Raw genomic sequence first — 25,423 nt, 5'->3', positions numbered from 1 at the left:
AGTTGGTCGACCTACTCTGCTCGGTGCCGGACAGAAACGTGGATACGGCCATATCAGACCGCCAATAGTTGATCTCTACGGTCGTGCCGACACGATGGTTACTTGAAGTAACAACGCCCGCGGCCTGTCCGGCCACAGCTCTGGTACCCGAGATTGCGGCGGGGCCGCTCCCGGAAGGAGCGGCCCCGGAGTTCGGCGTTCAACCCGTTCGATCAGTCCAGGCGGCATCGAGGATCACCTGGTACGCGCTGATCCGCACGGGCGACAGCGTCAGTCGCTCGTGGGCGAGCAGCTCACCCGTCTTCGGGTCGAAGATCAGGAGAGACTGCGCGTCGTGTTCGCGGTCGTCGAAGGTGACGGCGACCCCGTCCCGACCGGCGCGATCCGTCACCTGCCCCCGCCAGCGGAAGCCGGGCACGTCGGCGAGGACCCGCAGGATCTCCGCTCGGGCCGCACGTGGTATGACGAACCGCGCATAGAGAGTGCTGACTTCCTTGCTCGCCGCGCCCGGCCCGTACTCGACCTTGAGCAGTTCGCGCAGCCGCGACGGGTCGGCCGACGGTGGCGTGAGCTCCATGGGCGGCAGCGGGATCATGGCCGGAGCCGCCGTGGCGCCAACTGCGGGACGCGAGTCCAGGTTGCGTTGCCAGTAGTCGCGGGACTCCTGGTCGGGGTACTGCGGCTCCAACTGTCTGTCGATCTGGCTGCCGGTCCCGTCGGCGGCCTGCCAGACCTTGGTCTCGCTGGCGAAGGCGACCTGGTGACGGCCGTCGGCGGAGGTCACCACCGGATCGCCCCACACCTTCGTGTGGTGGTACATGTAGCGCCCGCCGAGGTGGTCGTACTCCGCGTCCTTGATCTTGCCCGCCAGCGCGCGCAGCTGCGGGCCAGCCTCCGGCGGGTCCGTGTCGAACTGGTACGAGACCGGCACGAGCACCGACCCCGCTGTGCTCCCGGGCCCGCCCGGAATGTCCGGTGAGGGCCTGTCGAACGGCTGGAGAACGGCCACGGCACCGACCGCGACCACCAGCGTCCCCGCCGTCAGAACCAGCCGGCGGGTCGGGCGTACGCGACGACGCCCGGCGACCGTCTCGGTGGTGCCGGCGCGGTCGATCAGCTCGTGTGCCGAGACCAGCGGCGGCGCGACGACGGCGGTCCGGGCCGGGTCGACCGGGCCGAGGAGGGTACGGGTGGGCTCTGCTCCGAACATCACAGTTCCTCTCGCGTGGTCGCCAACACGGGGCGGCGCCGGGCCTGAGCGGGCCGGTCCGACATCGCTTCGGCGAGGCGGCGGCGGGCGCGATGCAGGCGCACCGCCGCGGTCGCCCGAGTACAGCCCAGAACCTGGGCCGCCTCGGACACCGTCAACTCCTCCCAGCCGATCAGCCGGAGAATCTCCTGATCGAGTTCGCTGAGGATGGCCAATGCGGCCCGGACGTCGGCGACCCCGACGGTGGTGTCGGCACCCGACGAGCTGGCGACCCGTGCCAGGTCGGCACCAGCGATGGGCAGGACATCGGGGGCGCCGCGCCGCGACCGCCAGTGGTTCGCAAGCAGCCGCCGGGCCACCCCGTACAGCCAGGGCAGGCTGCGGTCCGGCACCTCGTTACGACGACGCCAGGCGACGACGAAGACCTCCTGGGCGAGCTCCGCCGAGGCGTCGGAGTCCGCGAGTCGGCGCAGGCCGTACCTCACCACGTTCGCGTACTCGGCGACGTAGAGGCCGGTGAACCAACCCTCGTCCCTCTTCTTCGGTGGACCCACCCGAACCCCCACTGCCTCGGCGACTCTCACCCTGGCTTGTGTCACGACAGGCCCAACGATTACCGGCGAGCTTCTCCCAGCCGTTACTGAGGAATCCCCGTAGGTCGGTCGCGTAGCCGAGACGCAGACCGAGCCTGAACCTCCTACATCGCCGACGTGACGCGGGTCGCGAGGTGTTGCCTCCTCGGTTGGCGCGGCTGGTCACCGCGGCGGTGACCGCGATCGGACGCGGCAGCGTCTACCTCGAGGACAAAGCCGCGGCCGCTCCCCATCCGGTAGACGGCCGGACGGGCCGTGAAGGGTGAATGCGACGATCTGGCCTTCGGTTGCTGTCCGAATCAGGGCGCAGCCGGTAGCGGCTTCAGCGGTGGTGGCCGCGTGCCGTATCGGCGCGGACGTCGATGCTCAGGGCGTCGACGGCCATCCGGGTCAGCTCGGGAAGCTGATCCTCGCTAAGGGCGACGCCCTGCACGTTGTTTAGTGGTGCCGCGAAGGCGTGCAGTCGACTGCCCCGCAGGTCGGCGCCGTCGAGACGGCAGGAGTCCAGTTCCAGATCGCTCAGGTCGCACGACCGCAGTGCGACACCGGAGAGCCGGCAGAATGACCAGGTGCCGTGGACGAAGGTGCAGTCGGTGAAGGCCACTGAACCGGCGGCGCTGACACGGTTCAGGGTGGCATAGTCGAACCGGCAGTTGTCGAACAGGACGTCCTTGAGGCGAACGTCGACGAGCCGGGTTCCGGTGAAGCGGGAGCCGATCACCGAGCACCGCTCGATGCTGGCGCCGGTGAGGGCCGCCCCAGACAGGTCCGTCCGAACGATCTCGCATCCGTCGACGTGTACGAGGAACCGCAGGCATCGCCCGTCCTCCAGCCAGATGCCGTAGCCGTCGGCGCGCAGGTGCGCCAAGTCGTGCTGGCGCAGCCATGCCGAGGTCTCCATGGTCGCCAGCCACTGGAACAGCTCGCACCGCCCCGGGTTGCGGCGCGACACCTCGACCAGTGGCAGGAACAACAAGGTGTCCGCCGCGCTCGGAGGCCGGCGACCGAGCTGAAGGGGCACCGGACGCCCCGAGGCCGCCAGGTCACGACGAAGCACTTCGGCCCCCTCGGCCGTGACCTCGTACCACCAGGTGTGGGTGCGGTCCTCCGCCGCGCAATCGCGACGCACCAACCCCAAACCGTGCAGCCAGGTCAGGTCCCGGTGGGCCGTCAGCCGCGACACGTCGCAGACCAGCGCCACATCCAGTGTCGACGCCGCACCGTGCTGCGCCAGGAACGACAGGATCCGCCACCGCCGCGGCGACAACCGCCGTACGGCCGCACGGTCACCCATGTCCTGATGATCCCGCCGAATATCAACCACTCATAGCCATTTCGATCGCTCATTACACAACGTGACGGGCAGTCCGTCGCCGCGAACGGCCACCAGGATCATCTGCACCGGCCTCGGATGCCGTCTGGACCGCCGGATGAAACGCCGGCGGACACCGCCGAGCGCCACGCCGACGTCGAAGCCGGTAGCCGCAAGGGCGCCGCCACCCGCCCGCCATCAGGTCAACACCGAGACATGCCGAACCCGCCCGCCGTCACTCTCCGTCACGCCTTGCGAGAATCGCCAACGGGGAGCACCGACTCGACGATGGTCGCGGTCCCGACCACCGGCACCTGTTCGTGCATTGTGATCACGTCGCCGGCCGCCAGACGCCGCCACCGTTGTGGGCTCAGCGGAGCCAGGCGGACCACCGCTCTCCCGCCAGGCTGAAGATCCGGCTGTTCCTCAACCCACAGCCGCGCGACGTACAGGTCCGGGTCGCCCGCCGCCGTCACATCGCCGATGTCCCACAGCGGACGGAGACGCCCATCGCCAGGAATCGGAGTCCGCCTGCCGCCAGCGACGTCCGGATCCACGAGCTGAAGGTCCGCGCGCACCACCCCGTGAACGACCTCAAAGCGGCGCCAGTGACACCACCGCTCGGTCCGGGACAGCCACATCATCCTGCCGCCTCCGCGAGCAGATCCCAGAACGCGGTCTCGCAGCGGTACGCGTCGCCCAGTTCCACGAGAATGCCCAACGCGACCTCCCACTCATCGTGGTCGAGGTACTCGTTGGCATCGGTCACCGTCGTGCCGGCCGCACCCGTCGCGACTGCGGGCACGTGACGGGCAGCCCGACGAAGAAGCTCGGGGACATCCACGGCGTGGATCCTCCCGCAGGATCCATTGGACGCCACGCCCCCGGAAGCGGCCAGAGCCAGCTATCGGCCATGGAAACCCCACGGACGGCCCACGTCTCGGCCGGCATCCCGGCTGCCGGCAGCGCGCACCGCCCCGCCGACTCAATAGCTTGTGTCCACGATCACGACACCGTGTCCATGGCTTACCGGAACCGTCCAACCGCTCCCGAGCACCCGGCGAGCACCCAGCCCATCGTCACGTACACGAAAAAGGCTCCGGCCAGGTGGAAACCACCAGGCCAGAGCCTTTATTGCTGGTGCGCCGCCAGGGACTCGAACCCCGAACCCGCGGATTAAGAGTCCGCTGCTCTGCCAGTTGAGCTAGCGGCGCTCGCTGGCAACGGGGAGAACATTAGCACGCCTCCCGAGCGGGGTTCCAATCCGATCCCCGGGTCCCCCCTTCGGCCGAGCTTAACGGGCATCCACGGACAAAACCTCCCGCCGGACGATGACAGGGGGCGGACAAGGGGCGAGCATGCGGCACGATGTGCGCCAGGTACGCGAGAACAGAGGTGGGGATGGGCATGTTCGCGCGGGCCGGGGCGATGGTGGGCGCCCTCGGCCTGGTGGCGTCGCTGGCTCTGACGGGCTGCGGCACGGAACAGAAGAAGAACGCGCAGTTCGTCGGCGGCACCGCGCCGACCACGTCCGCTGCGCCGGATGCGTCGGGCACGCCGGCGGAGCCCGGCACCCCGGCCGCGCCGAGCGGGCCGCCGCTGACGGTGAGCCCGGCCGACGGGGGGAAGAACAGGCCGGTCAGTTCCGAGATCAGCGCCGAGGTGCCCGGCGGCGGCAAGGTGTCCAGCGTCACGCTGACCGCCGCCAACGGCAGCCGGGTCGAGGGGCGCCTGCGCGCCGACGGCTCCTCCTGGGTGCCGTCGAAGCCGCTGAAGTTCGGCACCCGTTACACGGCCACGGTCACCGCGACCGGCTCCGACGGGGTGACCAGCCAGGGCACGAGCACCTTCACGACGATGGCGAAGCCCAGGTCGGTGATCAGCTCCGGCCTCTACCTCTTCGACGACAAGACCTACGGCGTGGCGATGCCGGTGGTCACCGAGTTCCACCCGGGGATCCCCAAGAAGGACCGGGCGGCGGTGCAGAGGCGCATGTTCGTGCAGACCGACCCGCCGCAGCCGGGCGCCTGGCACTGGGTGGAGAACGGCACCCAGGCCTACTACCGCGCCCCGGAGTACTGGAAGCCCGGGACGACGCTCACCGTCCGGATCGCGCTGGCCGGCATCCCGCTCAGCAACGGCCGCTACGGCAACGTCGACCGTACGGCGACCGCCAAGATCGGCCAGGCCTTCGAGATGAAGGTGGACAACGCCACCAAGAAGATGACCGTCTACGAGGACGGCCAGGTGGTGCGCACCCTGCCGGTGAGCCTGGGCAAGAAGAAGACTCCCTCCTCCAGCGGCACGATGGTCGTGATGGAGAAGAAGGAGTCCACGGTCTTCGACACCCGCGACGATCCGGACCCGGAGAACCGCTACGTCACCGAGATCGACTTCGCCCAGCGACTGACCTGGGGCGGCGAGTACATCCACGCCGCGCCCTGGTCGGAGCACGTGCAGGGCCGGCAGAATGTCTCGCACGGCTGCGTCAACGTCTCCATGGCGAACGCCCGCTGGCTGTTCGGCAAGACGAAGGTGGGCGATCCGATCACCATCAAGGGCACCGAGCGCACGCTGGCGCCGGGCAACGGCTGGACGGCGTGGAGCCTGACCTGGTCCGAGTTCGTCAAGGGCAGCGCCGTGCCGGTGCCCGAGGCCGGCGAGGGGTCGCCCTTCTGAGGCACGCCCCACCGACGATCCGGCGACCGGCCCGCGCCAGCGGGCCGGTCGCCGTCTTCGTGGGCCCGCTCCGGGTCGGCGGCGCCGAGCGAGCCGCGCGCGGGCGGGCCGCAGTGGGCGTACGCCGGAAGCGAGATCACCTCGGAAAGCCCCGGATCTTATCAACATCCGGACATCTCGTACGGCGTGTTTCGGTTCACCTTGCGGAACGGGTACCTGTCCCCGTGCGTCAGTGAGGGACGATGGGCAACCGGGGACCACAACTGTGAGGGAATCATGCGAGCTGTCCACAACCAGTTGATCCGGCGCGGCGACGACCGGCGGGACGGCCGACGTCGCGGGTTCGCGGCGGCGGTGCTCGCCGTGACGCTCGCGCTGGCCTCGGGCTGCACCGACGGTGGCGGGGGCAAGCCCGCGGGCTGGCAGAACGGCGCCGACCAGCCCGCCGCGCCGAAGGCGGCTGCCGCGATCGTCGAGCCCAAGGCCGATGCGAAGGACGTGCCCGCGTCGACCGGCATCACCTTCACCGCCACGGAGGCCGAGGAGACCAGCGTCGAGCTGAAGGACTCCGCCGGCGCGGCCGTCGAAGGCGAGCTGGCCGCCGACGGGAAGAGCTGGCTGCCCACCGCCGCCCTGAAGTACGGCGAGACGTACACCGCGACGGTGACCGCGACCGGCGACGACGGCAAGCCGGCCACGGCGACGAGCACCTTCACCACCATGGCGAAGCCCGGCAAGCAGGTGCGGATCAGCAGCTTCCTCGGCGACGACCAGGTCGTCGGCGTCGGCATGCCGCTGATCGTCAAGTTCAGCCGGGCCATCGCGGAGGACTACCGCGACGACGTGCAGAGCCGGATGACGGTCACCTCCTCGCCGGCGCAGGAGGGCATCTGGCACTGGGTCAGCCCGACCGAGATCCGCTACCGCCCGAAGGAGTTCTGGCGGGCCGACAGCGAGGTCACCTACCGGGTCCAGGCCGGCGGCCTGCCGCTGGGCGACGGCTGGTACGGCCGGGCGGACCTCAGCGTCGGCATCAAGATCGGCCCGGCGGTGGTCATGACGGTGGACAACAGGACCAAGCGGATGACGGTCACGAAGAACGGCGCCGTGATCAAGACCATCCCGGTCAGCCTCGGCAAGAAGAGCACCCCCTCCTCCAGCGGCACGATGGTCGTCATCGAGAAGCTGCGCAAGACGGTCTTCGACACCTTCGAGGAGCTGGGTCCCGAGGAGGGCTACCGCACCAAGATCGACTATGCCCAGCGACTGACCTGGGGTGGCGAGTTCATCCACGCCGCGCCGTGGTCCGAGGGGCAGCAGGGCCGGGTCAACGTCTCGCACGGCTGCGTCAACGTCTCGATGGCCAACGGCGCCTGGCTGTTCGCCAACACCCGTGTCGGCGACCCCATCACCGTCAAGGGCACCGAGCGCAGGCTCCAGAACGGCAACGGCTGGACCGACTGGAACATGAGCTGGGAGCAGTACGTCAAGGGCAGTGCCCTGCCGTACGAGCCGCAGAGCGACGCCGCCCCGGAGGCGAGCGGCGAGCCCACGGTCACCCCGACCAGCTGAGCCCGGAAACGCCGAAGGCCCCCTCCGCGAGGAGGGGGCCTTCGGTCACCGGGTGACTGATGGGAATTGAACCCACGACAACCGGGACCACAACCCGGTGCTCTGCCAACTGAGCTACAGCCACCATGCCGTTCACACCCGATGGATCCGCGCCCGGTCGATCGCCCCGGGCGGGGTGCGGACCAATAATAGCCCCACCCCCGCCCGCCGCGTCCAGCGGGTTCCGCCGGGCCGGCTCAGAGTCCGGCTGCTATTGCCTTGGCGGTCTCCACGTCCGGCCCGGGCAGCGGTACGAAGACGGTCCGCCGGTAGTACTCCAGCTCCCGGATGCTCTCCCGGATGTCGGCCAGGGCCCGGTGCGCGAGCCCCTTCTGCGGCTGGCCGAAGTACACCCGGGGGTACCAGCGGCGGCACAGCTCCTTGATCGACGAGACGTCGATCATCCGGTAGTGCAGGTGCGCGTCGAGGCGCGGCATGTCCCGGGTGATGAAGCCCCGGTCGGTGGCGATCGAGTTGCCGCAGAGCGGGGCGGTGCGCGGGTCCTTCACATGGCTGGCGACGTAGTCCAGGACCATGTCCTCGGCCTCGGCGAGGCTCACCGTCGAGCGCCGGACCTCCTCGGTCAGCCCCGACTTGGCGTGCATCGTCGCCACGATCTCCGGCATCGCCTCCAGCGCCGCCTCGTCGGCGTGGATCACCACGTCGACGCCGTCCCCGAGCACGTTGAGGTCGGGATCGGTGACGAGCGCGGCGACCTCGATCAGTTTGTCCCTGCCGAGGTCCAACCCGGTCATCTCACAGTCGATCCAGACGAGAAGATCAGCCACCGGGACAGCCTACGCGCAGCCCACCCGGCCGCGCGCCCGCGCACCAGGTCGCGCGGTGACCGCTAGGGTTTCCCCGTGCCAGCCGAACCCGCCGCACCGCCCGCCGTCACCGACGACGATCCCGGTGGCCGTACGGTCCGTCGGCTCGTCGCCGTCCTGGCGCTGGCCGCCGTGCTGCCGGCGCTCTACCTGCCCGGCCTGGTGCACGACTTCTTCGACCTGAAGATCTACATGCGGGCGATGGACTGGTGGTCGGCCGGGAACCCGCTCTACGACTACGCGCAGCCCGACCGGGTCCAGGGCGAGCTCTACTTCACCTATCCGCCGTTCAGCGCGCTGCTGCTGCGCCCGTTCGCGCTGCTGCCGCTGGGCGCCACCGTGGCGATCTTCACGGTCCTCACCGGGCTGGCGGTGGTGGTCACCACCCGGTGGCTGCTCGCGCCGGTGATCGCCCGGCACGGCCTGCCCCGTGTGTTCAGCCTCACCGTTGCGGTCCTGCTCGTGCTGGCCGTGGAGAGCACCCGCGAGACGATCACCTTCGGTCAGATCAACATGCTGCTGGTCGTGCTGATCCTGGCGGACCTGCTCTTCGCCGTACCCCGGGCGAGCCGGTGGGCCGGCGTGGGCGTCGGCCTCGCGACGGCGCTCAAGCTCTTCCCGGGCATCTTCATCGTCTACCTGCTGGTCACCCGCCGGTGGCGGGCGGCGCTGGTGGCGAGCGTGACGGCCGCCGCGGCGACCCTGCTCGCCGCGGCGGTCGCGCCGCGCGACTCGTGGCGGTTCTGGACGCACGAGTTGTGGGCGACCGACCGGGTCGGCCGCACGGACTACACCGGCAACCAGTCGCTGTTCGGCCTGCTCAGCCGCATCACCGCGCCCGAGAAGCCCAACCAGGTGATCTGGCTGCTGCTGGTCGCGGTCGTCGCCGCGTACGGGCTGTGGCGCGCCGCGCGGGCCGCCCGCGCGGGGGACGCGCTCACCGGCCTCGCCCTCACCGGGCTGGTCGGCGCGCTGGTCAGCCCCATCACCTGGACCCATCACATCTACTGGTTCATCCCGGCCGTCGTGGTGCTGGTGGACGCGGCGCTGAGCGCCGACCCCGCGACCGGCGAGGGCACCCGCCGGCGGCGTGGGATGGCCGCGCTCGCCGTCGGCACCTCCGCCCTCATCGTGTACGGGGTGGTGACCTTCCACGACTGGGGGGTCGCCCCGGTGCGTACTGACTCGCCGGGCGAGTTCCTGGTGCGCAACACGTACGTGCTGCTGAGCCTGCTGCTGCTGGTGGCCCTACCGGTGCGACGCGAGTGCGGCAAGTCACCTCATTTGGACAGTCTTCCCAAGTAGCACCCTTCCTCGCTAATCTGGTCGCAACTACCTCAGGCGTCTCTCGGGTAGCACCGATCCCCCGGTGAGGACGGCCCTCCGCGTCGGCAGCGCGGAGGGCCGTTCGCCGTCGTGGCTCAGCGCCCGCCTCGCCGTCGTCGCCCAGCGCCCGTCTCGTCGTCGTGGCCCAGCGCCCGTCTCGTCGTCTGGCTCAGCGCCCGTCGTCCGGCGGCTGCCGGTCGGCGTCAAGGGGGGCGGTGATGCCGGAGGCGGCAGGCGCGTCGGGGGTCTCGGGGAGGGCGGAGGCCACAGGGGCAGCGGAGGCGGCGGGAGTCTCGGAGGCGGCGGAGGCCTCGGGAGCGGCAGGGGGGTCGGGGACAGCGGGGCGGAGGCGGGCCTCCGCGGCGACGGGGTCGGCCGCCTGCCCGGGGGCGACGGGTGGCCAGGCCAGCGTGAGGTTCACCTCGGGCGGCCGGAGCGCCGGATCGTCCCCGACGAGGTCCGCGAGCGTCGCGGGCCGACGGGCGGGCACCGGCCCGATCGCCGGTCGGGCCCCCGGCGCGGCGGCGCCGACCGAGGCGAGCTGACGCCCGGCGAGGCGGGACCGGTCGCTGTCCCGGGTCGGCTGCGCGCCGAGGCCGCTGAGCGAGGTCACTCCGAGGCGGCCGGCGAGCACCGGCACCTGGTCGGGCTCGACCACGAAGACCACCTCGCGGGGGCGCACCGGGCGCAGCAGGAGCAGGGCCAGCACCACGGTCAGCACCCCGCCGGCCAACAGCCCGGCGGTCACCGGGGCGGTCCAGCCGGCCCGCAGCCCCGCGCGCAGTTCCAGGGTCAGGTCGGCGCGCCCGTCGGGGCGCATCACCACCAGGCTCAACCCCCGGTCGGCCAGCTCCGCCGGGGTCCACTCCAGCCCGCCGATCCCCTCGCGTACCCAGAAGGGCTGCCCGATCGGCGCGGGACCGGCCGACGGCGCGGGACCGGCCGACGGCGCGGGACCGGCCGACGGCGCGGGACCGGCCGACGGCGCGGGACCGGCCGACGGCGCGGGACCGGCGGGCTCCAGCCGCACCGGCAGCGGCCCCCGGGCCAGCGCCACCCGGCGCACCTCGGCGTGCGCGACGGGGTCGAGCCAGCGCCGCACCTCGTCGGTGGGGGCCAACCCGACGAAGGCTGGGCCGTCGGGCGTCCGGGCGTCCAGCCGGAGCCGGGCCTGCCCGGCGCGGGCGAACGGCGCCTCGGCCCGCAACAGCTCGTCGACGTCCCGGACGACCACCGCGTGGCCCGGGGTCTGCACGGTCTCGAACCGGGCGCTGAAGGCACCACCGGGGTCGGTCTGCCGGGCGAGCAGCGCGAGCGCCCCGCCGGTCAGCAGCCCCGTGATCCCGACCGTCAGCAGCAGCATGGCGGCGAGCACCCGCACGAACCGCATTCGCCTCGTCCCCCTCCGTAGCCGGATACCCGGCCGACCTTACCGACGAGGGGCGACTGATCAGCGGATATCCACGGCACGGGCCCGGAAAGCAGCCGGCCCGCCGGTGGTCCGACGGGCCGGGCAGCGGTGCGGGGTGGGTCACTCCCGCGACGTCGGCGCCCGCCGCGTACGCGAGAAGGCGAGCCCGCCGAGCAGCAGGCCGCCCACGCCGGCGACCAGGCCCGCGACCGCGAGCCCGGTGGCCAATCCGTCGCTCCCGGCGTCGTCATCGTCGTCGTCGGCCTGCGGCGCGGCGGCGCCGGTGGGGGCGGCCGACGGCGAGGCCGCCGTCAGGGTGAGCACGGGGGCGGGGGTCTCCGGCTCCTCACCGCCGGGGAGCGGCTCCTCGATCCACCGCTGCACGTTGCCGTCGGAGTAGGTCTGCAACGTCTTGAAGACCATCGTCTCGGCCTGCGGCAGCGGCCCCATCGAGACCGGGAACTCCTGGAACTGGCCGGGCTTGACCCCCGCGGCCCCGGCCGCCGTCCAGGTGATCTTGGAGACGACCTCGCTGAGCTGGCTGCCGTGCACCTCGACCGGCGGGTCCACCTTGCGCTTCTCGACCGCCACCGTCCAGCCGGGCACCGGCATGGTCGACACGGAGCCCACGGGCGCGTTCTCCGGCAGCACCACCTCCAGCTTCGTGGTGGAGGCCGTGTCACTCTCGTTCGGCACCCGGAAGGCGAACCGGCCGTAGCCGCCCTGCGTGGCCTCCTGCGGGTCGACCGTGACGTGGGCCGAGGCGGGCGCCGCGAAGCCGAGGACGGCGGTGGCGACGGCGCCGAGCGCCAGGGCGGCGGCGGCGCTTGCGGTACGCCGGAGACGGATCATGGTGCGAGCCTTCCTGTTACCTGATCGGCACGGTGGCGGTCACCGTGGCCTGGTCGATGTCCGACGTGCGGACGGTGATGCGCAGCTGCCACTCCCCCGCCGCCGGGAAGTTGATCTCGCCGGTGGCGTGGTTGTCGGTCAGTGGCAGCAGCGGGACCTGGATGGGCTCGATCCCCGCCGTCGGCAGGGCGGCCGTGGCCCGCCACTCCACCACCGGCTGGGGCCGGTTGTCCTTCGTGTACGCGTAGAAGTGCACGGTGTTGTTGCCCCGCTCGGCCGGGTCCAGCTCGACCTGGAGCGAGTAGTTCGGGCTGGACAACGTCGTGGAGAAGTAGCGGGGCGTCGAGCCGGCCACGTCGGCGCCGGCGGTGCGGGCGGGGGTGGTCTGCACCAGGACGGCGGACAGGCCGAGGACCACCGCCGTGATCGCCAGCTCCGCCCAGACCGCCCGCCGCATCGACGTCGGCCGGCCGGCCGCGGTGCGCCGGCGCACCAACTGCCGGGAGTACGCGGCCACCGCGATCACCAGCACGAAGAGCGCGATCTTGCCCAGCACCAGCCGCCCGTAGAAGGTGTCGACCAGCGCGCGGGGGGTGGCCACCTCGATCAGCGCCTGTACGGTGCCGGCGAGCAGCAGCGCCGAGACGGCCAGCGCCGCCCAGCGCGACCAGATCGGCAGGATCGCGCCCAGCTCCCGCTCGTCGGCCCGGGGCAGCAGGAAGACCGCGAGCAGCACGAGCCCGCCCAGCCAGACCGCCATGCCGCCCAGGTGGACGGCGTCGACGACCACGGAGACCGCCGGGGCGGGCGAGGCCGCCGGGTGCCCGGCCAGCGGCCAGGTCACCAGCGCCGCCGCACCGAGTACGCCCAGGATGACCAGGTCGCTGCGTTCGACCGGCCCCGCCATCAGGGGCCGGAGCAGGAACGCCGCCGCCGCCAACAGGCCCAGCCGGACCAGGTGCGCGGCGCCGAAGGCGCTGCCCAGCACGTCGCTCAGCCCCTGGCCGGTGACGTCGAGCACGCCGCCGCCGGCGGTGTACGGCACCTGGAGCAGGAGGTTCGCCACCGTGGAGACCGCCAGCAGGCCGAGCCCCGCCCAGGCCAGACGGGCCGGGCCCTGCCGGGGCAGCCGCCGGGGCCAGAGCGCGGCGAGCACCAGCGCCGAGCCGACGAGCAGCAGCAGGCCGACGTAGCCGGCGTACTTGGCGACCTTGACCGCGTTGCCGACGACCGGGTCGGCCCGGCTGTCGTCCCCGCTGTCGACCGGGGGCGTCGAGGGCGCGCCGACGGAGTAGGTGTACGCGCCCGAGACGGGATGGCTGTCGGCGGAGATCACCCGGTAGCTGACCAGGTAGGTGCCGCGCGCCCCGGCGGGGTCGACCGGCACGGTGACCACGGTGCCCTCGAAGGTCGGTTCGCCGCGGTCGGCGCGGGACCCGTCCGGTGCGATCACCCTGATCTTGCCGGGCACCTTGCGGACGGACTCGCTGAACGTGAGCACGACCTCCGCCGGCGCGTTCGACACCACGGCCGAGGCGATCGGGCTGCTGCTCACCAGCACCGCGTGGGCGCTGGCGGGGCCGGCGGGTGCGATCAGCAGGGCGACGACGGTGACCAGCAGCCCGGCGATGGCGAGCAGCCGGGCGATCGGGCGGCGGTTGGCGACGTTCATGCCGGCAATGCTCTCGAATCAGACCGGTCCGGCGCGACTCCAACCATGCCCGACGCCGCCGGCGCGACCGCGACCGACGATGCCGGTACCCGCCCGGCCGCGCCCACGTCCGGCGGACTCGCGCCCGGCCCGGTCGGCGCGGCGTCAGCCATGGCGGGCCAGGAGGGCGGCCGACGGCCGGCGGTCCGGCTCGTCGCTGACCCGGCCCAGCGCCCAGAGCAGCCCCGCCTGCACCACGGCGGCCAGGTGGCCGACCTCGTGCACCAGGGCCGTCGTCGAGTTCGCGATGTCCACCGCGCTGGTGCCGGCCAGGCAGACCGCCAGCACCAGCGCCACCGGCACGAACGCGCGGGCCCGCTCGGGCCGCCACGCGGCGAGCGCGAAGCCGACGGCCAGTGCCACGTCGAAGGAGGCCATCTCGCGGCTGGTGTGCGGATCGACGCTCACGCCCAGCCCGGCGAGCAGCACCGGCAGGGCGATCGACAGCTGGGCGACCGCGGCCACCGCGACCGCCACCCGCAGCACCTGTCGGCGGGCCGCCGTCGCCGCCACCCGGGCGCGTCCCGCCGCGACCGGGTCGGCGGCGACGGCCGCCAGCACCGACGCGGTGAGGTCCGGCACCGCCACCGCCTGCACCCGGACCAGCCGGGTCACCTGCTCGGCCCGGGCCAGCCAGGCCCGGCAGCCGGGGCAGCTCTCCGCGTGCGCGTCCAGCACCGCCGGCGCCGCCAGCGGGTCCTCGCCGTCCAGCCGCGCCGACAGCGCCGCGCGTACGTCGTCGCATGTCATGTGGTGGTAGTCGGACGACGCGGCGGAATAGTTCCCGAGGTGGCGCAGGCCATGGAAGGGCCGAAGGACCCTCCCGGCCCCCGCACCGCCGCGTAACCTGGATTGTCGTGATCCCCACCCCGCGCGAGACCCCCGCCGCCAGTCCGACCGGTGACGCGGGCGCCGCCGCGCGGGAGTCGGCGACCGAGTGGGCCCTGGCCGCCCGCGACGGGGACCCCGTCGCCCAGGCCGCGTTCGTCCGGCTGACCCAGGCCGAGGTGTGGCGCTTCACCGCCGCGCTGGTCGACCCGGACAGCGCCGACGACCTGACGCAGGAGACCTACCTTCGGGCGTTCCGGGCGCTGCCGGCGTTCGAGGGGCGCTCCAGCGCGCGCACCTGGCTGCTGGGCATCGCCCGCCGGGCCTGCGCCGACCACCTGCGCACGGTCGTCCGTCGCCGCCGGCTCGGCGAGCGGCTCGCCGCCAACGCGTGGACGGACCGGCCGCACCCGGACCCCGCCGGCCAGTTCGGCGCCGCCGACCTGGTGCGCCGGCTGCCCGCCGAACGGCGCGCGGCGTTCGTGCTCACCCAACTGCTCGGCCTGTCGTACGCCGAGGCCGCCGCCGTGGAGGGGGTGCCGGTGGGCACCATCCGCTCCCGGGTGGCCCGGGCCCGCAACGACCTCGTCGAGGCGGTCGGCGACGCCCTCGCCGGATGACCGGGAACTTCCACCGGGGACGGGACGACCAATGATCGTGACCGCACCGCACACCCGGGTCGCCCGCTGGCCCGCCGTCCGCCCCTGGATCGGGGTCGCCGTCCGGCTGGGTCTGGCCGCCGTGTGGCTGGTCGCCGGCGGCAGCAAGGTCGGTGACCTGGCCGCCTCCGGCCGCGCCGTCAACGCCTACCAGGTCATGCCGTACGACCTCGCCACGGTGATCGGCGCGGCGCTGCCCTTCGTCGAGCTGGCGCTGGGCCTGCTGCTGCTGATCGGGCTGGCCACGCGACTCTCCGCCGGGATCTCCGCGGCGCTGCTGGTGGTCTTCATCGTCGGCATCGTCTCGGCCTGGAGCCGGGGCCTCGCCATCGACTGCGGCTGCTTCGGCACCGGCGGGGAGCTCGCCGAGGGCCAGACCCCGAGCTACCTCCCGGAGATCCTCCGGGACCTGGGATTCCTGGCGCTGGCCGGGTTCCTGCTGATCTGGCCCCGCACCCCCGTCTCCGTGGACGGCTGGCTGGCGGGGGACGCATCCGTGGAGGACGAGGATGAGTAGTCGCAAGGGGCAGAAGGGCGCCGCCCGGGTGGTCCGCGAGCAACTGGCCCGGGAGCGGCGGCGCAAGCGCACGCTCTGGGTCTCCGTGGCCGCCGTGGCCCTCCTGGTCGTCGCCGGCCTCATCGGCTGGAGCGTCTACTCCAGCCAGCGCTCGGACGACTTCACCGCGCCCACCGGCTCGAACGAGGCCGGCACCGGGATCGTCGCCGGTTCGGGCCCGGTCACCGTGGACATCTACGAGGACTTCCTCTGCCCTGCCTGCAAGCAGTTCGAGCAGGCCAGCGGCCCGACGATCGACCAGCTCATCAGCGAGGGCAAGGTCCGGGTCGTCTACCACCCCGTGGCCTACCTGAACCGCTTCTCCACCACCCAGTACTCGACGCGCTCCTCGGCCGCCTCCGGCTGCGCGGCGGAGGGCGGCCGGTACCGCGAGTACGCCAAGGCGCTGTTCGACCGGCAGCCGCCGGAGGGCGGCGCGGGGCTCAGCGACGCGGAGCTGGTCGACATCGCGGCGGGGGTCGGCCTCGACCGGGACGGCTTCGCCTCCTGCCTGCGGGAGGGCACCTTCAAGCCGTGGACCGAGCACGTGACGGAGGAGGCCAGCAAGGCCAACATCACCGGCACCCCGACGATCCTGGTCGACGGCGAGGAGATCGCCGACCGCAGCCCGGAGGGGATCAAGGCGGCGGTGGAGGCGGCCGGCAAGTGATCCGCCACCTGGTGACGCGCGCCGGGCTGGTGCTCGCCGGCGCGCTGGCCGCGACGGTCGCGTTCGCCGGGCCGGCCGCCGCGCACGGCGCGGACGCCCCCGACGGCACCGACTACCGCGCCGAGGTGAGCGCCGTCACCCCGGCCCGCCCCGGCCTGACCGTACGGGTGATCGAGGCGGGCGCGCGGCTGGAGCTGACCAACACCGGCGACCGCGCCGTCGAGGTGCTCGGCTACTCAGGCGAGCCCTACCTGCGGGTCGGCCCCGACGGCGTGTACGAGAACGTCCGCTCCCCCGCGACCTACCTGAACCGGACCATCGCCGGGGACACCCGGCTGCCGGCCGACGCCGATCCCGCCGCCGCACCGGACTGGCGGCGGGTCGACGACTCGGCCACGGTGCGCTGGCACGACCAGCGGGCCCTCTGGCGGGAGTCGGCGCCGCCGCCGCAGGTGCGTGCCGCCCCCGACCGGGAGCACCGGGTGCGGGACTGGACGGTGCCGCTGCGCGCCGGCACCGAGGCGGGGGAGATCCGCGGCACCCTCGACTGGGTGCCGCCGCCGGACGCGTACGTCTGGTGGGTGGTCGCCACGGTCGGGCTGCTGGCCGTGGGGGCGCTCGGGCTGCTGCCGGCCCGCTCCGGGCCGGGCGCGCGGGCGCTGGCCGGGCTCGGCGGGCTGCTGGTCGTCGGCGGGGCAGCCGCGGTGGTGTTCACCGTGGGCCGGGAGGTGGACGCCGGCGCGCGGGGCGTGGGCGGAGTGCTGACCGGCCTGCTGGGCGGCCAGGTCTGGGCGCTGCTGACCGGGCTCGGCGCCATCGCCGCCGGGGTCTTCGCGCTGGCCCGTCGCCCGGCCGCCGACTTCGCACTGGCGCTGGCCGGGGCCTGCCTGGCGCTCTTCGCCGGGGTGGCCAACGCCGCCGTCTTCGCCCGCGCCGTCGCCCCCGTGCCCTGGCCGGCGACGACGGCCCGGATCCTGGTCGCTCTGATCCTCGTCGCCGGCGCCGGCGCCACGGCAGCGGGCGCCCTCCGCCTCCACGCCGCCCGCCCCTCTCCCTCTCCGCGCCCTCACGCCCCGCCCCTCGTCCGCTGACGGTCAGGCAACGGCGTGCCGCCCGGGGACGGCCGGAGGCGGCGGTAGGGTCGTGCCATGACCGCGCCCGACCGCCTCTCCCCCGGTGACCCCGCTCCGGAGTTCAGCCTCCCCACCGACACCGGCGAGACGCTCTCGCTGGCCGACCTGCGCGGCCGCAAGGTCGTCCTGTACGCCTACCCGGCGGCCATGACGCCCGGCTGCACCAAGCAGGCCTGCGACTTCCGCGACTCGCTCGCCTCGCTCCAGGCCGCCGGCTACGAGGTCGTCGGGATCTCCCCCGACAAGCCGGAGAAGCTGGCGAAGTTCCGCGAGCGCGACGCCATCACCTTCCCGCTGGTCGCCGACACCGACCGGTCCGTGCTGACCGCCTACGGCGCGTACGGCGAGAAGCAGTCGTACGGCAGGACGGTGACCGGCGTGATCCGCTCGACCTTCGTGATCGACGCGGACGGCAAGATCGAGCGCGCGCTCTACAACGTCAAGGCCACCGGTCACGTCGCCAAGCTGCGCCGGGACCTCGGGCTGGACTGAGGCGCCGGCGCACGCCGTCCGCCCGCTCCGAGAACCCGGGTGCCCGGTCGCGCCGCCGGCCGGGCATCCCGGGGGTCGATCCCGTGGCCGGGCCCACCACCGATTCGGCGTGACGCTCTAGACTCAGCGGGTCGGCGGGAGTGGCGTAATGGCAGCCGCGGTAGGTTTAGGTCCTATTGTCCGAAAGGACGTGGGGGTTCGAATCCCCCCTCCCGCACCGAGCACCACCTGTCGCGCGCATCACGATCGCGGGTCGGCGCGGGCCAGCGCAGCCAGGATTACGGGGTGAGCCTGCGCTTCGTCCTCGATCCCGAGCTGTCCCCCGAGCTGCGCGAGCAGATCGTCGACCTCTGGGTCGACGTCACCAACGCCGGCGGCGCGGTTAGCTTCGTACCACCGGTCACCGCCGCCGACGTCCGGCACACGGCGGAGCCCACCTTCGCCGGCATCGTCGACGGCCCGGACCGCCTGCTCGTCGGGTACGCGGGCGAGCGGCCCGTCGCCGCGCTGATCTTCTGCGACAACCGGTTCGGCCTCAAGGCACACTGGTGCGTGCTGAAGCGGGTGATGGTCCACCCCGACACCCAGGGCCACGGGTACGGCGCCGCGCTGATGCGCGAGGCCGAGCGCCTCGGCCGCACGATGGGCTGGGAGGCGCTGCACGTGACCGTCCGGGACGGGCTCGGGCTGGACCGGTTCTACCGGCGCCTCGGCTACCGCGAGATCGGCCGGCTGCCCGGCGCGCTGCGGGTCGCCCCCGGCGATGACCGCGACGAGATCCTCATGTGGCTGGACCTCACCGCCCCGGCGGCACCCGCCCGCTGAGCGGAGCCCGCCCGCACCGCAGCCCAGGACCGGTGCGGCCTGCCCCGGCGGTCAGCCCACCAGCAGCTCGTCGCCGAGCGCGACGCCGCCCGTTTCCTCGGCAACCAGGTGCAGTCCGAAGAGGAGCTTCCGGTTGACGTTGCGGTGGCGGCCCAGGGTACGCAGTGGTTCCTTCCCGCGTACGCCCGTCTCCTGGTCGGTGGTCGTGACCACGCAGCGGTCGCACGGCCCGGCCGCGCGGAAGCGGACGCCGCCGATGCGCAGCGGGCGGCCGGCCCAGTCGTCCTCGGCCCAGGCCGACGCACCCTCCACCACCAGGTTGGGGCGGAACCGCGCCATCGGCACGGGCTCCTCGCCGGCCTCGGCGAGCCAGCCGTTGAGCGCGTCGAGCGAGGCGGCGGTGGCCAGCAGCAGCGGATAGGCGTCGGCGAAGCTGACCTGGTCACCGGTGTCGTGCTCCCGGTCCCCCGGCGGGATGTGCCGGGTCGGTCGGGCGAGCCAGACCAGCCGGGCGGCGCGGCCCAGGACCTGACCGACCCAGACGTCGGCCGCCGGCCCGGCGGGGAGCGCGGGCACCGGCAGCTTCCGGTTGCGGAACGTCCGCACCGCGACCGGCTCGCCGCCCGTCGGCTCGGGCACGTCCAGCTCGGGATGCCCCTCGGCGCGCAGCAGCAGCCCGCCGCCGCGCGGCGTGGCGTGCAGGGCGACCAGACGCACGGTCTCCCGCTGGGTGACGCCGACGCCCTCGGCGTTGACGATCATCCAGCGCCGGTCGCCGGCCAGGCCCCACGGCTCGACCTCCGCCGCGTCGTGGTCGAGCCGGTGGCAGCCCTTGACGGGGTACGTGTGGATGGCGCTCAACCGCATGCGCCCACCCTGCCACGGCCCGCGGCCGACCGTTGCCCCGCAGAGTGCCGGGCTCCTCACCCGGACGCCCGCGCCCGGCCTGCGGGGCGCCTCACCAGGCGACGCCGATACCGTCTCCCGGGTACCAGTGGTTGGCGGGGGTCTCCCGGTAGGCGAGGAACCGCCGGCCGGTGCGCTCGGCGTGCTCGGCGAGGACGTTGGTGGCGGTGACGTTGTCGGTGAGCAGGAACGCCCCCGGCGCCAGCCTGCTCTCGACCGCCTCGAACTCGCGCTTCTCGTGGGCCCGGCTGTGGTCGCTGTCGTGCAGGAAGAGGTCGACCGGCCGGTCGAGCGCGGCGATGGAGGCGATGGAGTCGCCGATGACCAGGTCGACCACCTCCGACCAGGGCGCGGTACGGGCGAGGTAGCCGGCCTCGGGGTTGATGTCCAACGAGGTGACCCGGCCGGGGTGGCCGTCGGCGACGTTGCGCAGCAGCGCGGCGGCGAGCACGCAACTGCCGAGCCCCTTGTCGACGCCGGTCTCGACCACGTGCGTCGGCTTCGTGGCGCGCACGATGGCGTACCAGCCGATGCGGCGGGCGTAGCGGACCTGCCTGTCGGCCAGGCCCCGGCGGGCGGCGCCGGCGGTGGCGGACTCGATGTGCCGGCGCAGCACGTCGTCCGACTCGATCTCGGCGAAGTACGCCCGGACCTGCTTGACGGGCACGTCGCAGACCACGCTGACGAACCAGGCGAGGTGGTGGCGGCTCAGTTTGGTCAGCTCGTACGTGTAGTTGTGATGCTCCCGCGAGGTGACCAGCCAGCGGGCCGACGTGCGCAGCACCTTGGCGTCGTGGCGGGCGACGCGGGCCAGGCGCTTGGGGAAGGCCGCGACGGGGGCGAGGCGGGTGCGGGCGATGGCCCGTCGGAGCTTCGTTGCGTCCACGCAAGGGTTCTACCAGCCGGAAGCGAACAGGTGTAGGGGAAAGCTCCGTTGGCCCGGTTCAGGTGGACGGTGTGCGACGGAATGGGACGGGTCGGCACGGATGGGGGCCGTCACCAGCCGGATGAGGGTACGCGCACACCCACGCGGATAAGTAGCATCGCCGCCATGCCAGTTCCACAACAGTTCGTCGAGCCGGACGTGGTCGCCGACCAGACCGGACGCCAGTCGGGCAAGCACGCGAAGCCTCGTCGCCGGTGGCGGCGCGTCGCCCTCGTCAGCCTGCTGGTGGTGGCGCTGCTCGGCGGCGGTGGCCTGATCGCCGGCGGGCTCTACCTGCGTTCCGTGGAGTCGGACATCGAACGCGTCGACGCCTTCGCGGACGTTCCCGAGCAGGGCCGCCCGCAGGCGGTGGCCAAGGGCGCGATGAACATCCTGATCCTGGGCAGCGACACCCGCGACCCGGAGAGCACGTCGGGCTCCCGCACGGACACGATCATCCTGGCCCACCTGCCGAAGGACCGGTCGAGCGCCCAGCTGATCTCGATCCCCCGCGACACCTGGGTGGCCGTGCCCCGGTCGAAGGACGGCAGCCAGGGCGGCCGCGACGCGAAGATCAACGCCGCGTACGCGTGGGGTGGTGTGCCATTGATGGTGCAGACCGTCGAGAAGTTCACGACCGTACGGATCGACCACGTCATGATGGTCGACTTCGCCGGCTTCAAGGAGATCATCGACGCCCTGGGCGGCATCGACATCGACGCGGAGAAGTCCTTCACCTCGATCCACCCTCCGTTCCGCACCTTCCGGCAGGGGGTGCAGCGGATGGACGGTGAGACGGCGCTCGACTACTCACGCCAGCGCAAGCAGTTCCCGGACGGGGACTTCGCCCGCATCCGGCACCAGCAGCAGGTCATCAAGGCGATCCTGGACCGCGCCGTGTCCGGGGGCATCGTCACGAACCCGGGGAAGCTGAACTCCTTCGTCAAGGCGACGTCGAACGCGGTGTCGGTGGACGAGAAGATGTCCCTGTTGAGCATGGCGACCGACCTGCGTGGACTGCGCGGCGACAACCTGCGCTTCATCACCAGCCCGACGAAGGGCACCGGTCGGGTGGGTAGCGAGAGCGTGGTGTTCGCGAACACCGAGAAGGCCAAGTCCTTCTACGACGCGGTACGACGCGACGCCGTGGCGGAGATCGTCAACGCCGGAAAGTAGGAGGTCGTACTGCCGTCCCGGCTCTGGTGACACGCGCCAACCGGTCGTATCCTTCGTTCGCCTCGAAGCTGCCGCGCGCCGCCGGGGCAGTCAACGGGGAAGGACCGACCATGTCCAGGCAACAGGCGATGGGCCACCACGCCACCACACCGCAGCGCGACGACATGGCGGCGCAGGGCATGAGGGCGGAGGTGCGCGGCGGGGTCGGCGCCGGAGGCGGTGCCACCGGAGCGCTGCCCGCCTCCACGCCGTCGGCGGGCGGTCAGGCGGGCGACGCCCCGCCCCGCCCCGGCCTCGACGTGACGGCGGTGCTGCCGTACGCGAGTTCCCGTGCCTCCACGCGCACCCGGGGGCTGCGGGCCTGGATGATGACGGCGCCCGTCGACGTGGCCGCCCTGCTGGCGCCCCTGCTGATCAGCCTCCAGTACTGGCGCGGGACGCTGGCCATGGCAGGCCTGACGGTGGCCATCTTCGCGGCGGGCGGGCTCTACCGGGCCCGTCGCCACGTGAGCATCCTCGACGAGCTGCCGAGCCTCTGCGGGCGGCTGCTCGCGTCCGCGGCCGTAATCACCATCGTCGCGGCGCTGCGTCACGACTCCGCGGAGTACGTGGGCGGGTTCGCCCGCGGGGTGATCATCGCGGCCGGGCTGGTCATCGTCGGTCGTGTCTTCTCGCGGGAGTTCGCCACCATCGCGCGCAAGCGCCGGTGGGTGGAGCACAACGCCATCATCATCGGCAGCGGGCCGATCGCCGTGGAGCTCGCCCGGCTGCTGCGGCGCTATCCCCAGTACGGGCTGCGCTTCGTCGGCTGCGTCGACTCCACGCCTCCGCAGGTGTCGGCGGCGCTCCCCCTGATCGGCACCCTGGACCAGCTGGAGCCGCTCGTCCGGATGGTCGAGTGCGACGTGCTCGTCATCGCCGACCCGAGCTGCCCGGAGCTGACCCTGATGGAGGTCCTCCGCCAGCCGCGAAGCGCGAGCTGCGACCTGTGGGCCGTGCCCCGGCTCTGGGGCTCCCGCTCGCACGGCGACCACATCGGCGCGATCCCGATCGTCAAGGTCGGCGACATCACCCTGTCCGGGCCCCGCTGGGCGCTCAAGCGCGCGTCGGACATCCTCTTCGCCGCCACCGCGTTGCTCCTGCTGAGCCCCGTCCTCCTGCTCTGTGCCGTCGCGACGTTCCTCGACGGCGGCCCCGGCATCTTCTTCTACCAGGAACGGATCGGCCGCCACGGCAAGCCGTTCCACATCATCAAGTTCCGCTCGATGCGTCCCGTCGACGAGCACGAGTCGCAGACCAACTGGTCGATCGCGCACGACCAGCGGGTCGGACCGATCGGCCGCTTCATGCGCCGCACGTCGCTCGACGAGCTGCCGCAGCTCTGGAACATCCTGCGGGGCGACATGAGCGTGGTCGGGCCGCGCCCCGAGCGGCCGTACTTCGTCGAGAAGTTCTCCGCCGAGTACCCCAACTACGCCATGCGCCACCGGGTCGCGGTGGGGCTCACCGGGCTGGCACAGGTCAGTGGCCTGCGCGGCGACACGCCGATCTCCGACCGGGCGCGCTTCGACAACTACTACATCGAGAACTGGTCGCTGTGGCTCGACGCCAAGGTGCTCATCCGCACGGTGGCGGAGGTATTCCGCGCTGGGGGTCGTTGACAGGCACGGCCGACACCAGCCCCGACCGGCCGCGTCGGATCTCGACGACGGTGTGAAGTCCACTCGCCCGATACCACACAGGTATCTTTATGCCGCACAGGTATCAGCGTGCCGACGGCAGTGGTTCATCAGCACTGCGTGCCTTTGCCCAGCGCCTGAGTGAGGGCCGAGTGCCAGTCCGCGAGGGGCCGCAGGCCTGCCGCCGCCCAGCGGTCGTGGGCCAGAACGCTGTACGCGGGACGGGGAGCCGGGCGCAGGTAGCGGTCGCTGGTGGTCGGTCGGATGCGGTCGGCGTAGAGGCCGCGGAGGGTGAACACGGCGCGGGCGAGGCCGTACCAGGTGGTCTGGCCCGATGCGGTGCCGTGGTAGACGCCGGGGGCTGCACGGCCGGCGAGCACCGCGTCGGCCAACGCGACGAGCTGCTCGGCCAGCGCGTACGACCAGGTCGGCTGCCCCCGCTGGTCGTCGACCACGTCGAGGTGCTCCCGCTGGTCGGCCAGCCGCAGCATGGTCGCGACGAAGTTCGGTCCGTGTTCGCCGTAGAGCCAGGCGGTGCGCACGATGTAACCGGCGTCGGGGAGGAGTCGGCTGACGGCGAGCTCCCCGACGAGCTTGCTGCGCCCGTACGCGTTGACCGGGGACGTGGCGGCGTCCTCCGCATACGGTCCGGTGGCGTCGCCGGAGAAGACGTAGTCGGTGGACAGGTGGATCATCCGCGCGCCCGTCGCGGCACAGGCTTCGGCGAGGTGGGCGACGGCGTGGCCGTTGACGGCGGTGGCGGCCTCCTCCTGCGCCTCGGCCCCGTCCACGTCGGTCCATCCGGCGGTGTTGATCACCACGTCCTGTCCGGCGACGGCGGCCCGTACCGCCTGCGGGTCGGTGATGTCGAGCTCGGCGCGCGTGGTGGCCCTGAGGGAGAGGTCACCTCGGGAGCGCAGGACGGCGACCAGGTCCCTGCCCAGCATGCCGCCAGCGCCGGTGACCAGCAGCCGGCTCACGGGGCGATCAGCGGCTTGGTGCCCGCCTTCAGCGGCTCCCACCAGGCCCGGTTGTCCCGGTACCACTGCACGGTCTGCGCCAGGCCACGCTCCAGGCCGATGCTCGGGGCGTACCCGAGCTCGGTGCTGATCTTGCTGATGTCCAGGGAGTAGCGACGGTCGTGGCCCTTGCGGTCGGCGACGGGCACGACCTGGTCCCAGCTGGCGCCGCAGGCCTCGATCAGCCGGCGGGTGAGTTCGAGGTTGGTGAGTTCGGTGCCGCCGCCGATGTGGTAGACCTCGCCGGCGCGGCCCTTCTCCTGGACCAGGGCGATGCCCCGGCAGTGGTCGTGCACGTGCAGCCAGTCCCGGATGTTGCCGCCGTCGCCGTAGAGCGGCACGGTGCCGCCGTCGAGCAGGTTGGTGACGAACAGCGGGACGACCTTCTCGGGGAACTGGTACGGCCCGTAGTTGTTGGAGCAGCGGGTGACCACGACGTCCATGCCGTGGGTGCGGTGGTAGGCCAGCGCCAGCAGGTCGGAGCCGGCCTTGGAGGCCGAGTACGGCGAGTTCGGCGAGAGTGGCCAGTCCTCGGTCCAGGAGCCCTCCGCGATGGACCCGTACACCTCGTCGGTGGAGACGTGCACGAACCGGGAGGTGCCGTGCCGCAGCGCGGCGTCGAGCAGGTTCTGGGTGCCGAGCACGTTCGTGGTGACGAACGGGGCGGCGCCGTCGATCGACCGGTCGACATGGGATTCCGCGGCGAAGTGCACGATCACGTCGTGGCCGGGAACGACCTCGTCGACCACGGCGGGGTCGCAGATGTCCCGCTGCACGAACCGCAGCCGGGGATCCTCGGCCACCGGTGCCAGGTTGGCGAGGTTGCCCGAATACGTCAGCACGTCGAGCACGGTCACCGCCGTGGGTTCGACGGCCGGCACCCTCGCGGCGTCACCGCCGGGCACGCCCAGCAGCATCCGAACGTACTCCGACCCGATGAAGCCGGCACCGCCGGTGACGAGGATCCTCACGGGTCGGAGAGTGTACGCGAAACCCCAGGACAACCGGGGCAGCGAGCCCATT

General features: G+C 72.6%; 25 protein-coding genes, 3 tRNA genes and 1 pseudogene. 12 read left to right on the top strand and 17 right to left on the bottom strand.

Annotated elements, in window-relative coordinates:
- Positions 1–199: 199 nt before the first annotated feature.
- From CLT72_RS28725 to CLT72_RS28700, 7 genes and pseudogenes are all read right to left on the bottom strand, one after another.
- A complete protein-coding gene (locus CLT72_RS28725) occupies positions 200–1,210 on the bottom strand; it encodes a CU044_5270 family protein (protein ID WP_101414412.1) in 1,011 nt (336 codons plus the stop codon).
- Positions 1,210–1,764: a sigma-70 family RNA polymerase sigma factor gene (locus CLT72_RS28720; RefSeq protein ID WP_199184662.1), complete on the bottom strand. Its 555-nt coding sequence runs from the start codon at positions 1,762–1,764 to the stop codon at positions 1,210–1,212. The genes CLT72_RS28725 and CLT72_RS28720 overlap by 1 nt, the downstream gene beginning before the upstream one ends.
- A 361-nt stretch (positions 1,765–2,125) precedes the next feature.
- On the bottom strand, positions 2,126–2,704 hold the full coding sequence (locus CLT72_RS32440) for a pentapeptide repeat-containing protein (protein WP_101414410.1): 579 nt from the start codon (positions 2,702–2,704) through the stop codon (positions 2,126–2,128).
- A gap of 279 nt (positions 2,705–2,983) precedes the next feature.
- Positions 2,984–3,097 (bottom strand): annotated as a pseudogene (locus CLT72_RS33125) (MarR family transcriptional regulator); the annotation flags it as partial.
- 263 nt (positions 3,098–3,360) lie between these two features.
- Complete coding sequence (locus CLT72_RS28705; protein WP_486484346.1) at positions 3,361–3,759, bottom strand: hypothetical protein; 399 nt, start codon at positions 3,757–3,759, stop codon at positions 3,361–3,363.
- Positions 3,756–3,959 (bottom strand): hypothetical protein, encoded by a 204-nt coding sequence (locus tag CLT72_RS33120; protein WP_486484345.1) that lies wholly within the window; start codon positions 3,957–3,959, stop codon positions 3,756–3,758. Before CLT72_RS33120 ends, CLT72_RS28705 begins: the two co-directional genes overlap by 4 nt.
- A gap of 294 nt (positions 3,960–4,253) precedes the next feature.
- Positions 4,254–4,329 (bottom strand) — tRNA-Lys (locus tag CLT72_RS28700).
- 187 nt (positions 4,330–4,516) lie between these two features.
- Here CLT72_RS28700 and CLT72_RS28695 point away from each other — a divergent pair.
- On the top strand, positions 4,517–5,794 hold the full coding sequence (locus CLT72_RS28695) for an Ig-like domain-containing protein (RefSeq protein ID WP_101414409.1): 1,278 nt from the start codon (positions 4,517–4,519) through the stop codon (positions 5,792–5,794).
- Between the two features lie 276 nt (positions 5,795–6,070).
- Positions 6,071–7,366 (top strand): Ig-like domain-containing protein, encoded by a 1,296-nt coding sequence (locus CLT72_RS28690; RefSeq protein WP_101414408.1) that lies wholly within the window; start codon positions 6,071–6,073, stop codon positions 7,364–7,366.
- A 51-nt stretch (positions 7,367–7,417) separates the two neighbouring features.
- On the opposite strand, the gene CLT72_RS28685 is transcribed toward CLT72_RS28690, so the two are convergent.
- Both CLT72_RS28685 and orn read right to left on the bottom strand, forming a co-directional pair.
- A tRNA-His gene (locus tag CLT72_RS28685) sits at positions 7,418–7,490 on the bottom strand.
- Positions 7,491–7,602: 112 nt separating this feature from the next.
- On the bottom strand, positions 7,603–8,193 hold the full coding sequence (gene orn / locus CLT72_RS28680) for an oligoribonuclease (RefSeq protein WP_089001739.1): 591 nt from the start codon (positions 8,191–8,193) through the stop codon (positions 7,603–7,605).
- Positions 8,194–8,268: 75 nt separating this feature from the next.
- On the opposite strand from orn, the gene CLT72_RS28675 reads away from it, so the two are divergent.
- On the top strand, positions 8,269–9,537 hold the full coding sequence (locus CLT72_RS28675; protein WP_101414407.1) for a glycosyltransferase 87 family protein: 1,269 nt from the start codon (positions 8,269–8,271) through the stop codon (positions 9,535–9,537).
- 190 nt (positions 9,538–9,727) lie between these two features.
- Here CLT72_RS28675 and CLT72_RS28670 read toward each other — a convergent pair whose 3' ends face one another.
- From CLT72_RS28670 to CLT72_RS28655, 4 genes are all read right to left on the bottom strand, one after another.
- Entirely contained in the window at positions 9,728–10,948 is a 1,221-nt protein-coding gene (locus CLT72_RS28670) for a hypothetical protein (RefSeq protein ID WP_486484344.1), read from the bottom strand.
- Positions 10,949–11,089: 141 nt separating this feature from the next.
- The gene (locus CLT72_RS28665; RefSeq protein ID WP_101414406.1) at positions 11,090–11,821 is read right to left on the bottom strand and encodes a YcnI family copper-binding membrane protein; all 732 of its coding nucleotides are present in this window, start codon (positions 11,819–11,821) and stop codon (positions 11,090–11,092) included.
- A 16-nt stretch (positions 11,822–11,837) separates the two neighbouring features.
- Entirely contained in the window at positions 11,838–13,502 is a 1,665-nt protein-coding gene (locus CLT72_RS28660) for a copper resistance CopC/CopD family protein (protein WP_199184810.1), read from the bottom strand.
- Positions 13,503–13,637: 135 nt separating this feature from the next.
- Complete coding sequence (locus CLT72_RS28655; RefSeq protein ID WP_101414404.1) at positions 13,638–14,282, bottom strand: zf-HC2 domain-containing protein; 645 nt, start codon at positions 14,280–14,282, stop codon at positions 13,638–13,640.
- Positions 14,283–14,389: 107 nt separating this feature from the next.
- On the opposite strand from CLT72_RS28655, the gene CLT72_RS28650 reads away from it, so the two are divergent.
- The 7 genes from CLT72_RS28650 (at position 14,390) to CLT72_RS28620 (ending at position 18,695) form a co-directional block, all read left to right on the top strand.
- The gene (locus CLT72_RS28650; RefSeq protein ID WP_101414403.1) at positions 14,390–14,980 is read left to right on the top strand and encodes a sigma factor-like helix-turn-helix DNA-binding protein; all 591 of its coding nucleotides are present in this window, start codon (positions 14,390–14,392) and stop codon (positions 14,978–14,980) included.
- 31 nt (positions 14,981–15,011) lie between these two features.
- Positions 15,012–15,536 (top strand): MauE/DoxX family redox-associated membrane protein, encoded by a 525-nt coding sequence (locus CLT72_RS28645; protein WP_101414402.1) that lies wholly within the window; start codon positions 15,012–15,014, stop codon positions 15,534–15,536.
- Positions 15,529–16,245: a DsbA family protein gene (locus tag CLT72_RS28640; RefSeq protein ID WP_101414401.1), complete on the top strand. Its 717-nt coding sequence runs from the start codon at positions 15,529–15,531 to the stop codon at positions 16,243–16,245. The genes CLT72_RS28645 and CLT72_RS28640 overlap by 8 nt, the downstream gene beginning before the upstream one ends.
- Entirely contained in the window at positions 16,242–17,336 is a 1,095-nt protein-coding gene (locus CLT72_RS28635) for a hypothetical protein (RefSeq protein ID WP_101414400.1), read from the top strand. The genes CLT72_RS28640 and CLT72_RS28635 overlap by 4 nt, the downstream gene beginning before the upstream one ends.
- Before the next feature lie 57 nt (positions 17,337–17,393).
- Positions 17,394–17,870, top strand: coding sequence for a thioredoxin-dependent thiol peroxidase (gene bcp / locus CLT72_RS28630; RefSeq protein ID WP_101414399.1), 477 nt, complete (start codon positions 17,394–17,396; stop codon positions 17,868–17,870).
- Positions 17,871–18,004: 134 nt separating this feature from the next.
- Positions 18,005–18,087 (top strand) — tRNA-Leu (locus tag CLT72_RS28625).
- 68 nt (positions 18,088–18,155) lie between these two features.
- Positions 18,156–18,695 (top strand): GNAT family N-acetyltransferase, encoded by a 540-nt coding sequence (locus CLT72_RS28620; RefSeq protein ID WP_101414398.1) that lies wholly within the window; start codon positions 18,156–18,158, stop codon positions 18,693–18,695.
- Positions 18,696–18,746: 51 nt separating this feature from the next.
- Here the strand turns inward: CLT72_RS28620 and CLT72_RS28615 are convergent, their stop codons facing one another.
- On the bottom strand, positions 18,747–19,562 hold the full coding sequence (locus tag CLT72_RS28615) for an MOSC domain-containing protein (protein WP_101414397.1): 816 nt from the start codon (positions 19,560–19,562) through the stop codon (positions 18,747–18,749).
- 91 nt (positions 19,563–19,653) lie between these two features.
- The gene (locus CLT72_RS28610) at positions 19,654–20,487 is read right to left on the bottom strand and encodes a class I SAM-dependent methyltransferase (protein ID WP_089001751.1); all 834 of its coding nucleotides are present in this window, start codon (positions 20,485–20,487) and stop codon (positions 19,654–19,656) included.
- A gap of 165 nt (positions 20,488–20,652) precedes the next feature.
- Here CLT72_RS28610 and CLT72_RS28605 point away from each other — a divergent pair, with 165 nt between their 5' ends.
- On the top strand, positions 20,653–21,702 hold the full coding sequence (locus CLT72_RS28605) for an LCP family protein (protein WP_101414396.1): 1,050 nt from the start codon (positions 20,653–20,655) through the stop codon (positions 21,700–21,702).
- A 179-nt stretch (positions 21,703–21,881) separates the two neighbouring features.
- Positions 21,882–23,363 (top strand): sugar transferase, encoded by a 1,482-nt coding sequence (locus CLT72_RS28600; protein WP_101415447.1) that lies wholly within the window; start codon positions 21,882–21,884, stop codon positions 23,361–23,363.
- A gap of 128 nt (positions 23,364–23,491) precedes the next feature.
- On the opposite strand, the gene rfbD is transcribed toward CLT72_RS28600, so the two are convergent.
- Positions 23,492–24,361, bottom strand: a complete 870-nt coding sequence (rfbD, locus tag CLT72_RS28595) for a dTDP-4-dehydrorhamnose reductase (RefSeq protein ID WP_101414395.1) — start codon at positions 24,359–24,361, stop codon at positions 23,492–23,494.
- Positions 24,358–25,371, bottom strand: a complete 1,014-nt coding sequence (rfbB, locus tag CLT72_RS28590) for a dTDP-glucose 4,6-dehydratase (protein WP_101414394.1) — start codon at positions 25,369–25,371, stop codon at positions 24,358–24,360. The genes rfbD and rfbB overlap by 4 nt, the downstream gene beginning before the upstream one ends.
- Positions 25,372–25,423 lie beyond the last annotated feature (52 nt).

The organism is Micromonospora sp. CNZ309 (genome assembly GCF_002846525.1).
Note: the sequence above shows the minus strand (reverse complement) of the source record. Positions and strands in the feature narration are given on the sequence as shown.

What these genes read in the sequence shown, in the direction of transcription:
- CLT72_RS28655 (WP_101414404.1), bottom strand. Translation starts at nt 14,282, where the DNA reads ATGACATGCGACGACGTACGCGCGGCGCTGTCGGCGCGGCTGGACGGC.
- CLT72_RS28725 (WP_101414412.1), bottom strand. Translation starts at nt 1,210, where the DNA reads ATGTTCGGAGCAGAGCCCACCCGTACCCTCCTCGGCCCGGTCGACCCG.
- CLT72_RS32440 (WP_101414410.1), bottom strand. Translation starts at nt 2,704, where the DNA reads ATGGAGACCTCGGCATGGCTGCGCCAGCACGACTTGGCGCACCTGCGC.
- CLT72_RS28690 (WP_101414408.1), top strand. Translation starts at nt 6,071, where the DNA reads ATGCGAGCTGTCCACAACCAGTTGATCCGGCGCGGCGACGACCGGCGG.
- CLT72_RS28705 (WP_486484346.1), bottom strand. Translation starts at nt 3,759, where the DNA reads ATGATGTGGCTGTCCCGGACCGAGCGGTGGTGTCACTGGCGCCGCTTT.
- CLT72_RS28665 (WP_101414406.1), bottom strand. Translation starts at nt 11,821, where the DNA reads ATGATCCGTCTCCGGCGTACCGCAAGCGCCGCCGCCGCCCTGGCGCTC.
- CLT72_RS28695 (WP_101414409.1), top strand. Translation starts at nt 4,517, where the DNA reads ATGGGCATGTTCGCGCGGGCCGGGGCGATGGTGGGCGCCCTCGGCCTG.
- CLT72_RS28670 (WP_486484344.1), bottom strand. Translation starts at nt 10,948, where the DNA reads ATGCGGTTCGTGCGGGTGCTCGCCGCCATGCTGCTGCTGACGGTCGGG.
- CLT72_RS28605 (WP_101414396.1), top strand. Translation starts at nt 20,653, where the DNA reads ATGCCAGTTCCACAACAGTTCGTCGAGCCGGACGTGGTCGCCGACCAG.
- CLT72_RS28640 (WP_101414401.1), top strand. Translation starts at nt 15,529, where the DNA reads ATGAGTAGTCGCAAGGGGCAGAAGGGCGCCGCCCGGGTGGTCCGCGAG.
- bcp (WP_101414399.1), top strand. Translation starts at nt 17,394, where the DNA reads ATGACCGCGCCCGACCGCCTCTCCCCCGGTGACCCCGCTCCGGAGTTC.
- CLT72_RS28645 (WP_101414402.1), top strand. Translation starts at nt 15,012, where the DNA reads ATGATCGTGACCGCACCGCACACCCGGGTCGCCCGCTGGCCCGCCGTC.
- CLT72_RS28600 (WP_101415447.1), top strand. Translation starts at nt 21,882, where the DNA reads ATGAGGGCGGAGGTGCGCGGCGGGGTCGGCGCCGGAGGCGGTGCCACC.
- CLT72_RS28615 (WP_101414397.1), bottom strand. Translation starts at nt 19,562, where the DNA reads ATGCGGTTGAGCGCCATCCACACGTACCCCGTCAAGGGCTGCCACCGG.